This is a genomic window from Paenibacillus nanensis, from assembly GCF_003583765.1.
Lineage (GTDB): Bacteria > Bacillota > Bacilli > Paenibacillales > Paenibacillaceae > Pristimantibacillus > Pristimantibacillus nanensis.
In genome coordinates this window covers 1-12403 of record NZ_QXQA01000029.1, presented here as the reverse complement: position 1 = coordinate 12403, position 12403 = coordinate 1, and the positions used below count along the sequence as shown (strand labels likewise).

General features: G+C 52.9%; 9 protein-coding genes. 7 read left to right on the top strand and 2 right to left on the bottom strand.

Annotated features, from left to right (window positions below):
* Positions 1-83: 83 nt before the first annotated feature.
* A complete protein-coding gene (locus D3P08_RS27140) occupies positions 84-335 on the bottom strand; it encodes a hypothetical protein (protein ID WP_147381858.1) in 252 nt (83 codons plus the stop codon).
* A gap of 724 nt (positions 336-1059) precedes the next feature.
* Between D3P08_RS27140 and sigW the strand changes: the two genes are divergently transcribed.
* The 5 genes from sigW (at position 1060) to glmM (ending at position 6391) form a co-directional block, all read left to right on the top strand.
* Positions 1060-1617, top strand: coding sequence for an RNA polymerase sigma factor SigW (gene sigW / locus D3P08_RS26505; protein WP_206099015.1), 558 nt, complete (start codon positions 1060-1062; stop codon positions 1615-1617).
* 198 nt (positions 1618-1815) lie between these two features.
* Positions 1816-2457: a zf-HC2 domain-containing protein gene (locus tag D3P08_RS26500; RefSeq protein ID WP_119603157.1), complete on the top strand. Its 642-nt coding sequence runs from the start codon at positions 1816-1818 to the stop codon at positions 2455-2457.
* A gap of 213 nt (positions 2458-2670) precedes the next feature.
* Entirely contained in the window at positions 2671-3498 is an 828-nt protein-coding gene (gene cdaA / locus D3P08_RS26495; protein WP_119603155.1) for a diadenylate cyclase CdaA, read from the top strand.
* Between the two features lies 1 nt (position 3499).
* On the top strand, positions 3500-4987 hold the full coding sequence (locus tag D3P08_RS26490; protein ID WP_119603144.1) for a CdaR family protein: 1488 nt from the start codon (positions 3500-3502) through the stop codon (positions 4985-4987).
* A 60-nt stretch (positions 4988-5047) separates the two neighbouring features.
* Positions 5048-6391, top strand: a complete 1344-nt coding sequence (gene glmM, locus D3P08_RS26485) for a phosphoglucosamine mutase (RefSeq protein ID WP_119603143.1) — start codon at positions 5048-5050, stop codon at positions 6389-6391.
* 65 nt (positions 6392-6456) lie between these two features.
* Here glmM and D3P08_RS26480 read toward each other — a convergent pair whose 3' ends face one another.
* Positions 6457-8076, bottom strand: coding sequence for a glycoside hydrolase family 5 protein (locus D3P08_RS26480; protein ID WP_119603142.1), 1620 nt, complete (start codon positions 8074-8076; stop codon positions 6457-6459).
* A 694-nt stretch (positions 8077-8770) separates the two neighbouring features.
* On the opposite strand from D3P08_RS26480, the gene glmS reads away from it, so the two are divergent.
* Together glmS and D3P08_RS26465 are read left to right on the top strand one after the other, a co-directional pair.
* The gene (gene glmS / locus D3P08_RS26470) at positions 8771-10603 is read left to right on the top strand and encodes a glutamine--fructose-6-phosphate transaminase (isomerizing) (RefSeq protein ID WP_119603140.1); all 1833 of its coding nucleotides are present in this window, start codon (positions 8771-8773) and stop codon (positions 10601-10603) included.
* 566 nt (positions 10604-11169) lie between these two features.
* Entirely contained in the window at positions 11170-12126 is a 957-nt protein-coding gene (locus D3P08_RS26465; protein WP_119603139.1) for an NAD-dependent epimerase/dehydratase family protein, read from the top strand.
* Positions 12127-12403: the final 277 nt, after the last annotated feature.

Here is a 12403-nt window from a genome sequence, read left to right as displayed (position 1 = left end):
ACACCGTTACAGGTCCCAGGCCAGTTGCTTGCCCACGCAGTAACGTCGAAAAACACCGTTACAGGCCCCAAGCTAGCCGCTTGTCACGCAGTAACGGTGAAAAACACCGTTACAGGCCTCAGGCTAGCCGCTTGTCCCACAGTAACGGTGAAAAACACCGTTACAGGCCTCAGGCTAGCCGCTTGTCCCACAGTAACGGTGAAAAACACCGTTACAGGCCCCAGGCTAGCCGCTTGCCCCGCAGTAACGGTGAAAAACACCGTTACAGGTCCCAGGCTAGCCGCTTGTCCCACAGTAACGTCGAAAAACACCGTTACAAGGCCTAAGCGAACCACTCGCTCCCGCAGTAACGGTGAAAAACACCGTTACAGGCCTCAGGCTAGCCGCTTGTCCCACAGTAACGGTGAAAAACACCGTTACAGGCCCCAGGCTAGCCGCTTGCCCACTTCAGTAACGGTGAAAAACACCGTTACAGGCCCCAGGCTAGCCGCTTGTCCCACAGTAACGGTGAAAAACACCGTTACAGGCCCCAAGCTAACCGCTCGCTCCCGCAGTAACGGTGAAAAACACCGTTACAGGTCCCAAGCCAGTTGCTTGCCCCCGCAGTAACGTCGAAAAACACCGTTACAGGCCCCAAGCTAGCCGCTTGTCTCGCAGTAACGGTGAAAAACACCGTAACAAGGCCCCAAGCTAGCCGCTTGTCCCGCAGTAACGTCGAAAAACATCGTTACAAGGCCCAAGCTAGCTAGCCGCTTGTCACGCAGTAAGGTTCCTCCTCCACTCCGCAAGATACAATGTCGAAAAACAAATCTCTGCGCACTTGCATCTCTTTACGGTACCCGAGCAGCAAGGTCGAAGTTTTCCTTACAGCAGCCAGCCTTGCCGGGCCAGCCATTTCTTACACGTGCGCCGAGCATAAGTCTTGCTTTTTGACTGCAGGTCGATTACCATTTTTCTAGAAGAAGTGTGTGGGTAGCGGAGAATCGTTCGGGACATGAGCCAATGTCGAAGGGTTAGCGGGCGATCGAGACGTTTGGAGGAATAGATAAGGTGAACGTGATGGAGAATAGGCTTGCCAGGTTGGCCCTAAAGGGCGATCAGCAAGCTTTCGCGGAGCTTGTGGACCTGTATCAGGACAAGCTTTATCATATGGCATACCGTATGCTGAGCAATCGACAGGAAGCGGAGGATGTCGTACAGGATACGTTTTTGCGGGTGTACAAAAACTTGGACCGATTCGACGAAACGCTCAAGTTTTCGACGTGGATTTACAGAATCGCGACCAATTTATGTATCGACCGCCTGAGGAAAAGGAAGCAGACCTACTCGCTCGACGCCGAGTCTCAGGATTACGAGGGGCTGGACGGCTACTCCATGATCCCGAGCGACGACCGCACGCCGGAGTCGGAGCTTATCTTGTCGGATACGCAGCGTATAATCCACCAAGCGATGGAGACGCTGCCGCCCAAATACAAGTCGGTAATGATGCTGAGATACATACAGGATTTGTCGCTGCAGGAGGTTGGGGATATTCTCGGCATGCCGGTTACGACGATTAAGACGCGCGTTCATCGGGGACGCGAATTTTTGCGGAAGAAGCTGGAGCATAAGTTATAAAAGCAAGACTGGCAAAAAAATTTTTGAAACATCCTTTTTACTCATACGTATCCTATAATCGAGCTTAATGCGAAACTTTGCGCAGCGCCGAACGTATGGATGATTAATCTTTTAATCGGCAACTTGTCCCTTTATTTATCCGTTATGGATATCCGAATACATTCGCGAGTTAAGCAACAGAAGAAAGGAATGGCTGCTATGGAATGTAAAGTCGCCATCGGCAAGATTCATGATTACCTGGACGGCGATCTGCCGCGGGAAGAGATCAACGCTCTGCAATCGCATATGAAGGCATGTCCGGCGTGCACCGCCCGGTTCGAACAGCTGGAGAGAACCGATGCGGCGGCATTCGCCGCATGGGAGGCGGTCAAGCCGTCTGCCAAGCTTGATGAAGTCTCGTCTAAGCTGCTCAAAGACCGCATCATGTCGCAGCTGCCGAAGCCGAAGAGCAAGGAGCGGAGCCGCTTCGTAAGCCTATTGTACCGATATCCGGGGCTTACCGCCGCAGCGGTGTTCCTGCTTGTCATTCTCGGAAGCTTCTTCGCGACATGGGAAGAGGATTCCCAGATGATTGTGTCCGGCGAGGATCTGCAGCATGTGGTCATTAACGGCGACACGGTCATCGTCCCGGAAGGCGTGAAGGTGACGGGCAGCTTAACCGTAGAGAACGGAAAAGTTGAAGTGCAAGGCTCCGTAGACGGCGATGTTACCGTGATCGACGGATCAATGGTGCTGGCTTCGACAGGCTACATCGCAGGACAAAGCCGGGAGATCGACCAAGCGCTCGATTGGTTCTGGTACAAGGTGACCTCCACCTTTGGAGGCGTCGTTCCGAAGTGAGCATAACGGCTTCCCTTTTTTCGAAAAGGGGAGCATTTTTTCTTTTTCCTATAGGTGATGGGAGTAATAAGGCATTCCACACAAAAATCTCAAAGATTTTCTGAAAATAATTTAACAATAAAGGATTTCCATTCCCCGTTATAGAAAACAATAAAGTTGAGACGGAATCATACAGAGATACTTTTTGTGTCTGCAGTTGGGGGTTGTCGCATGATCAGCTATTTTACAGAAACGACCTGGCACGATTGGCTGAAGGATGCTATCGATATCGGCATCGTAAGTTACATTATCTATAAATTATTCGAGCTTGTGCGAGGAACGCGAGCCGTCCAGCTTTTGAAGGGGATATTCGTTCTTGTTGCGACATGGGCCATCAGCACATGGTTTGACCTCTATACGCTGAAGTGGCTCATGAACCAGATGTTCACTTGGGGGATCGTGACGGTCATGATTATTTTCCAGCCGGAGCTGAGGAGAGCGCTCGAGCAGCTCGGCCGCGGCAACCTGTTCTCCCGAGGCGTTTCCCAGGAGCGGAATGCGCTTAGCGAGCAGCTGGAGGAGATAATTAAGGCCGTTCAGCATATGGCGAAACGCAAGATCGGCGCGCTTATCGTCTTCGAGCGGAAGACGGGGGTCAGCGAGCTGATCGAATCCGGCATTGCGATGGAGTCCCGGATTACATCGGAGCTGCTCATCAATATTTTTACGCCGAATACGCCGCTCCATGACGGAGCAGTTATTATTCGGGGCAATCAAATTATGGCGGCGGGCTGTTATTTGCCGCTCTCCGAGAATCCGTTCATCAGCAAGGAGCTGGGTACGCGGCATCGGGCGGCGATCGGCGTCAGCGAGGTTAGCGACGCGCTGTCCGTCGTCGTATCGGAGGAGACGGGGCAAGTCTCGCTGTCCATCAACGGGATGATCGTACGGGATATCAACGAAGAATCGCTGATTTCCAAGCTGTTCGACGAGCTGACGCCGAAGGTGAACAGCAAGGAGAAGGGCGGCATTGCCGCGCTATTTAAGCGGAAGGGAGAATGACATGGATAAATGGCTGACTCATCCGACTGCGCTGAAAATAATATCGGTTATCCTTGGCGTGCTGCTGTTTGCCGTTGTACATATCGACCCGGAAACAGCGCCGCAGGTTGCTACGACGAGCATAGAAACGAAGGTCATCGAAGCGGCTACGATTCAGACAACAGGTCTCGACGAGGAGAAATATGTGCTGACGGCCATGGAGCCTACGGTTGCGCGTATCGTCGTTGAAGGAGGCATTTCCAGCCTCTATGCGGCTTCGCCCGAGGACTATGTAGTTAGCGTGGATCTGTCCCGCGCCAAGCCGGGCCTTCAGGAGCTCCCGCTTACCTTAAAGCTTCCGAAAGGCATTAAAGAGGTTAATTTGGAGCCTCGCAAGGTGACGGTTCAGATCGAGGAGATCGTCAAAAAGACTTTCGACGCTCAGGTTATCACCGAGGGAGATCCTGCGGAAGGGCACGTAGTGGGGACGCCGGAGATCTTGTCGGAGAACGGCGGAGTCGTGCAGGTGACGCTGCCTAAGGAAGATATGGATAAAGTCGGCTTAGTCGCCGTTCATATTGATGTGGCGGGCGCGGACAAAACCGTCACGAACAAAAAAGCGAAGGTAATCGTATACGATACGGATGGTCAGGAAATGCCAAACGCGATCGTGGAGCCTTCGACCTTGCACGTCGAGGTCAAGGTTACGCTGCCGTTCAAGCAGGTTCCGCTTCAAATCCGGTATACGGGGACCCTGTCTGAGGATTTAAGTTTGGTGTCCGTTAAGCCTGATGTGGATCAAGTAACCGTCTACGCGCCTCAGAACGAGCTTGATACCATTTCCGTCTATGACGGCGCCGTGCTGGATCTGTCCAAGGTCAAGCAGTCGGGCGTGATGAAGGTGAAGGCAACTCCGGTGGACGGCATTCAGGATGTTAATCCGGGGGAAATCGAGCTTGAAATTGTAGTGGAAAGCACGGCAACCCGCACCATGTCCAATGTGCCGATATCCATTGTCGGCGGGGCGGAAAATGTAACCGCTCAGCTCGTTACACCTGCCAGCGGCACCATCGATTTGACGATCAACGGCGCGCAGTCCGTGCTTGATGAAGTGACAATAGCCGATCTGGCCGTCATTGCCAATATCGCAGGCCTAGGTCCAGGCTCACATGAGGTGCCCCTGGAGCTGGAGCTTCCTCCGTACGTGCAGCCCGTGTTGACGGACGGGCAAGCCTTAACCGCTACGGTTACGATCACAGCGGGCACCGCGCAATCCGGGGAGGATGCGGGTGCGGATCAGGAGGTTGGCGTTACGCCGACCTCGCCGCCTGGCGATACCGGCAGTGAAGGGGAAGGTCAAGAGGCGGCAAATGACAGGAATGAGGGCGACGGCACGACCGGCGCTGATGCGAGCGGAAGCGGGAACGGAAATGCCGTAACCGATGAAACCGGTCTTGGAGAAAAGCAGCTTGCCGCGCAATGGGAAATAAAAAATGCAACTCTAACCTGATTCAAAACGTTATTCGTAGAAAGCGTCATACCAATCATGGGGATAAAGGAGAACTTATAAATGGGGAAATATTTTGGAACGGACGGCGTCCGCGGAGTAGCGAATCAAGGGCTGACGCCTGAACTGGCATATAAGATTGGCCGCTGCGGCGGTTATGAATTAACGAAAACGGCAACAGGCAAGCCTAAAGTTGTAATTGGCTTAGACACCCGTATTTCCGGGCCGATGCTGGAGGCCGCGCTTATCGCTGGCCTGCTGTCCATCGGAGCGGATGTTGTACGGCTTGGCGTCGTATCGACGCCGGCGGTTGCCTATTTGACGAAGGAACTAGGCGCGGATGCGGGCGTAATGATCTCCGCGTCTCATAATCCGGTAGAAGATAACGGCATTAAGTTTTTCGGAGGGGACGGCTTTAAGCTGTCGGATGAAACGGAGCTTGAGATCGAAGCATTGATCGACGCTGACGAGGATGTGCTGCCGCGTCCGGTTGGGGGAGATATCGGCTCCGTTACGACGGACGAGAACGCCAAAAAGCGCTACCTGGACTACCTGAAAACAACGGTATCCGGGAAGTTCGCCGGTTTGAACATCGTGCTCGATTGCGCCAATGGCGCGGCCTACGAGCTTGCTCCCGCGATTTTCCGCGAGCTGGGCGCCAATGTAACGACGGTTGGCGCGGAGCCGGACGGTCGGAATATTAATGCCGGCGTCGGATCGACGCATCCGGAATATCTTCGCGAGAAGGTGCTGGAGCTGGGCGCGGATTTGGGCCTTAGCTTTGACGGCGATGCGGACCGCCTGATCGCGATTGACGAGAACGGCGAAGAAGTCGACGGCGACTTCATCCTCTGCATTATCGGCGACCGGATGAAGCGGGAAGGCAAGCTGGCGCATGATACAGTCGTGACGACGGTGATGGCGAATATCGGCTTCTTCAAAGGCGCGGAGAAGATTGGTTTGAAAACAGCCCAGACTGCCGTAGGTGACCGTTACGTGATGGAAGAAATGCGGAAGGGCGGCTACAACCTCGGCGGCGAGCAGTCCGGCCATGTCATCTTCCTTGATTATATTACAACCGGCGACGGTATACTGACCGCTCTGCAGCTGGTGGATACGGTAGCGGGAGCGGGCAAGAAGCTGAGCGAGCTGAAGGGGCTTATGCGTAAATATCCGCAAAAGCTTGTTAACGTGCGCGTGGCGGATAAAAGCTTGTACAATGGAAATGAAGCCATTGCAGCTGCCGTGAAGCAAGTCGAAGACGAGCTTGGCGATAACGGCCGTGTTTTGGTGCGTCCGTCGGGGACGGAATCTCTCATTCGCGTAATGGCGGAGGGGCCGGATAAAGCGCAGGTCGAAGCGTATGTCGACCAGATCGCTAATGTGGTGAAACGTGAATTAGGTTAATCGTTAACCTCTATAAATAAGTAAAGAGCGGTTCCTTTATTTGAAAAGGAGCCGCTCTTTTTTGCTTAGGACACACGGATGGTATGTAGCTGGATGGAGCCTTTGCGAACTTCAATCTTAAGAACGGCCTCTTCGGCAGCTTGAAGCGGGATGTCCGTCAGCTCGACGGTGACCGTGCCGGCTTTCAATGACGTGACCTGAACATCTTTTCCGTCCTGCTGGACAGCTATCTCCGCATCGGCCAGGCAGACCAGTTCAAGCTGTGCCCGGCTATCCGCTGTGAGCTTGCTGAAGGTGTACGCGGCAAACTCGCCGGCTTCCATCTGAAGCGTCAGCAGATCCCAGCCGCTGTCGAAAAAGAATTTTTTCGGCGCAACGGTGTCATGGGTCGGCGTGATCAGCATTCCTGTATGGGAACGGTATTGATAAATGTTGCCTTCCGCTCGCTTGCCGCTGAAGGACGCGCCTTTGCCCGGCAATTCGTCGAAATCGGTGCCGCGAACCGTGCAGCCGGGACGGCGGAAGGCGGATGCCGTTACGGCCGGACGATATTCGCAGTTTTCGATTAGGACATTGTCCAGATAGGCGTCAAGGATTTGCTGCGCTCTTTCGCGGCTTGGCCGCGGACCGCCTGCTGTATAGCCGAGGAACTCATCCCAGCCGTCCGGCTTTTTAATGGAGCAAGGCGAGTTCTGGCACTGCATCTTCTTCCATGGCCATAGGTTATATCCGATGTCATGCGCGACGGAGAGCGGATAAAGCGCGGCGAACCATTCCGGAAGGTTCTCGCCGGTCTCGCCCAGCCACAGCGGCTGATCGAGGCGCTTCGACAGCGCGATCCATTCATTTAGCGCTTCAACGCCCGGCATGCATGCATACCGGTGGAAATGAATGACCATATTATCATCAAACCGTTTGTAGAATAACGCCGTACTCGTAGCCCAATGATGCCCCTCAATGCTCAGCATGTGTTTGTTGTCGATCTCGCGGATGGCGGCAATCGCCTCGTCGTAAAATGCCGCAAGCCGTCTTATCAAATAATGCGGATGCTTGTCATCCCATAGGCCCGGCTTCACCGGCTCGTTCAGCAGGTCATAGCCTCCGACGATCCAGCGGTCCTTGTAGCGGCGGGCAAGCTCCTTCCATAGCTCAATGCCTTTGCGCCAGCTCTCTTCGTCCGTGAAGAGACGCGGGAAGTCGTCGATCGAGTCGTCAATATTCGCGCCGGTCTGGCCGCCGGGCGCGCCATGAAGGTCGAGAAAGGCGTAAAGGCCGAACTCCTCGCACCAGTCCAGGCAGCGGTCAATCAGCGCAAAACCGTCTTCCTTCCAGCTGATGCCGGGCTCGTCTTCCATGAGAATGCGCCAGTTAAACGGAATACGGACGGAGTTATAGCCCAGCTCCGCCATTTGTTTGATATCTTCCTGCGTTACATATCGTTCCCGGAAGCGCTTCCAGAACTGCTGCGAGTAGTCGCTGCCGGTCAGTTCTTGAATGACCGCTTCGATTCGGCGAGGGCGGTCGAACCGGCTGTTATGGGAGAGCCACATATAACCTTCCGGCAGCAGCCAGTTGCCTAGTCCCCATCCGGTGAGGACGATTTCTTCCCCTTCGCCGTTCACCGTTTTTGTCCCTTGCGCACGCAAGAAGCCTTTGACGCGGTCCCGGCTTGTTTTCTCGAACATGGCCTCTCATCCCCTTTATGTATGTTGGTGTGTTGTCGTGTCCCATTTTAGCATAGGAATATCTTTATCGATATGCCCGAAATTTGTGCATTCTTATGTCGAGAATTGAGCGCGTTTTTCACGGTTTTGCGGGATTTTGCAGGGAAACGTCAATTTTCAATCATTTTCATAAAAGGTGTTGCGCGGTCTTGGGGAAATGAATATAGTAGAGCATAGGATTCAAGAAGGAAAGCGAGGGTAGAGGTTATACAGGATTTATAAGCGCCAGAGCTTGCGTGATGAACGATCGGATGAAGCCGCTGGGACAGGGTAATCTAAAGACGTTCATACGGGAAGCTGACGAGGTGAAGGTGTTCGAAGTTTTCGGCGGGGACCTTCCGGTATATAAAGCCAACCGTAAGCCGACACGCAAAACGATCGGGCGACCGATCCGACAACCGTGCGGCGGGCTTTCGCAATCATTCATTTGCTCCCGTATGTCCAGGATGCCGCCGGTGGGGCGGGCACGGGCAGAAGGGTTACAGTTTGGAAAACCGCATCGTTCAATGGAGATCAAGGCGCTTAGAGGCAGCCTCTCTTTGAGCATGCGCTTGCCTAACATGAAATGTGACAACTTCATACAAGCCTGTGCCGCGCATAAGCAGGCATCCGTCGGACGGGTCGGGAAATATACCGTTAACGGAGGCTATTTCATATGTGTGGTATTGTAGGATATATCGGTAAACGCGATTCGCAGGATATTTTGCTGGAAGGGCTGAAGAAGCTCGAGTACAGAGGATACGATTCGGCAGGCATTGCCGTGTTCACGTCGAACGGACTGGAGATCAAGAAGTCGAAGGGCCGTCTCGCGGTGCTGGAGGATAAGCTGAAGGGTGAGCCGCTGGAAGGCTCTGTCGGCATCGGGCATACGCGCTGGGCGACGCATGGCAAGCCGTCGGATGTGAACTCGCATCCGCATACGGATAACTCCAGAAAGTTTTCCGTCGTGCATAACGGCATTGTCGAAAACTATTTGGAGCTGAAAGAAGAGCTCATCGCGAAAGGCCACGTATTCGTGTCGGAGACGGATACGGAAGTCATCTCGCATCTTGTCGCGGAAGAATACGACGGCAACATTGTCGAAGCGGTGCAGCGCGCGGTGAAACGCATGAGAGGCGCATTCGCGCTGGGCGTTCTGACGGAATATGAGCCGGAGAAGCTGGTTGCGGTGCGTTTTGCCAGCCCGCTTGTTATCGGTATCGGCAAAGACGAGAATTTTATCGGCTCGGATATTCCCGCTATTTTGGAGCATACGCGGGATGTGTATATTTTGAACGACGGCGAAATGGCTGTCTTGACACGTAATGGTGTCGAACTGATGACGACTGAGGGAGAACCTATTTCCAAGGAAATATTTCATGTCGATTGGGATATTGTGACAGCGGAGAAAGCCGGATTTGATCATTTCATGCTGAAGGAAATTTACGAGCAGCCGAAGGCTTACCGCGACACCATGCTCGGCAGAATCGCGGAAGACGGCAAATCCGTCTACTTGAAAGAGCTGTCGATGTCGGATGAGTACGTAAAGTCCATCCGCAAAGTGCATATTGTCGCATGCGGTACCGCGTACCATGCCGGTCTTGTCGGCAAATCGGTCATCGAGTCGCTGGCGCGCATCCCTGTCGAAACGGATGTCGCTTCCGAATACCGCTACCGCTCGCCAATCATCACGCCGGATACGCTGGTCATTGTCGTGAGCCAATCCGGCGAAACGGCGGATACGCTGGCGGCGCTGCGCGAAGCGCAGAAGAACGGAGCTCGAGTACTGGCGATTACGAACGTTGTCGGCAGCTCTGTCGCACGCGAAGCAGACGATGTTATCGTCACTTGGGCAGGTCCTGAAATTGCGGTTGCTTCGACAAAGGCATATACGTCGCAGCTGATCGCGTTCTACCTGTTCGGTCTACACCTCGCAGGCGTGCTTGGCACGCAGGAGCAAAGCGATGTCGAAGCGTTGATCGAAGGTCTACACGCGCTGCCGGCTCAAGTCGAAAGCATCCTGGAGCAGTCTGCGGTGCTGAAGCAAGTGGCGGAATCGATGTCGCATCATAAGAGCCTGTTCTTCATCGGCCGTGGCGTGGACTACGCTGTTGCGCAAGAAGGCTCGCTGAAGCTGAAGGAGATCTCATACATTCACTCCGAAGCTTATGCGGCTGGCGAATTGAAGCATGGTACGCTGGCGCTGATCGAAGATGGCATTCCGGTTATCGCGCTGGTAACGCAAGAAGCGCTGTATGAGAAGACGCTGAGCAACATCAAGGAAGTGAAGGCTCGCGGCGCGCATGTTCTCGCGATTGCCAACAACGGCTCCGAGGAAGAAGTTGCGAAATCCGTCGACGAAATCTTCGCGATTCCGAAGACGCTGCCGATCTTGTCGCCTGCGCTTGCTGTCGTGCCATTGCAGCTGATTTCGTACTACGCGTCGCTGGCTTTGGGCCATGACGTGGATAAGCCGCGGAACTTGGCGAAGAGCGTGACGGTGGAGTAAAGCAAAGATAACGACATTACAGTGTGTTTGGCGAAATAAAAGTGTGGAACCAGTAAAGAAAGTCTGGAACCGGTAAAAAATGTAGGGAACTAGTAAATTCAAGGTTGCTCGGAGATGAGGCTCTGAGCAACCTTATTTTTTTACTTAGGATAGCTGCCTTCATAACTTTAACCACAGAAGCAGGTAAGATATTTGCTGCTGATTGAAGTGCGTAAATACCTCGCTGATGCTATTACCATATAAAAAGTTTGGACATAGATTTAAGACATCGAGGCTAATAGAGAGCGTCAAATCGATTCACATCCCCTCATTCAGACTCCGCTGCTTCGTGAGGCTAACGGGCAGCATTCCTATATACCCTCTTGGAAGTCCGCTTTTTTAAACAAGCGGTCTGGGTGGATATGCTTTCTTATGAGGGAGTATGGTTCCATTATGTGGTACAATGCATTTAATTATGTTAGCTCGTAAGGAGCGTCAGAAGTGAACGCGGGAGCTGCATCTTTTAGATCCGGAAATATAAAAAATGGTATTTTATAAACTGCATTTAACAGGAGAGGGAGAAGTTTATGAATATCTTTATCACAGGCGGGACGGGGTACATAGGAAGCAGCACGGTAAACGAAGCGCTTCGCCAAGGTCATCAAGTTACGGTCTTGACACGAAGCAGGGAAAAGGCAATAGAGCTTGAAGATACAGGGGTGCGGGCTATTATTGGCGATCTGCTCACAGATGGCGATTGGCAAAGCGCCCTTTCGGAAGCGGACTATGTTATTCATTTGGCAGCCCCTCCAACCTGGGGTAAGAAAGTAACTTTGAAAGTCGCGAACGCCTATCAAAAAGGGCACTATCAAATGACCGTCCGTCTGCTGGACAACATCAATCCGCAGAAGCTAAAGAAGCTCGTATATGTGGCAGGCACCAGCTATTTCGGCGATAGCGGCGACAATGAGCCGGTCACGGAATCATACCGCTCGCAGCCGAAAGGATGGGGACCTTACATCGCTCCTTCCGTCGACGTGCTATCTGCTTATGTGGATAAAGGCATGCCAGTCGTGATAACTTTCCCGGGACAAGTGTACGGCGCGAAGTCGTGGTTTCCGCAGTTATTCCTGAAGCCACTCTCTCAAAACAAGCCGGTTACCGGCCTCAAGGGGCATAATCCAATATTTTCTCCTATTCACGTAGAAGACTGCGCCCGAGCGTTCTTGTTCTTGCTGGAGCATGGCCAGATAGAGGAACGATATTTACTGGTCGACGATCAGCCGATCAGAAGTGCAGACATTACGACGCTTAGCGCCCAGGCGCTCCATAGACAGGATAAAAAACGTTACGTGCCAACTTGGTTATGCCGGATGCTGCTTGGTCCCGTGTTAACCGAATACGCCACGGCGCATACAAATTTCTCGAACAGCAAGCTTAAGGCATCCGGCTTCACCTATTTGTACCCGACGATACAGTTAGGGATAGAGGATGTCGTAAAGGAATGGAAGGAACTCTCCACATCTAAGGGGCGGATCGAATAAAATATGAAATAGAGCCAGGCTGAACGATTCAATTAAACGAGAGACGATAGTTCAGGAAAGTACGACGGCAGCTTATCACATGATGAGCTGCCGTTTTCTCAACTGCAGATACTTCATACTATAAGCCTTTCATAAACGAAGCTTGATTAAGCTCCCTCGAAATGATTCAGTTTCCTCACTCAGACTCATGAATTCGCAGGATTTCATCCTGTAGTTAGAATGAAGAAGAGGATGTGGGAAGAGTTGGTAGTGGAGAGACTTAAAAATGGGCATGCGG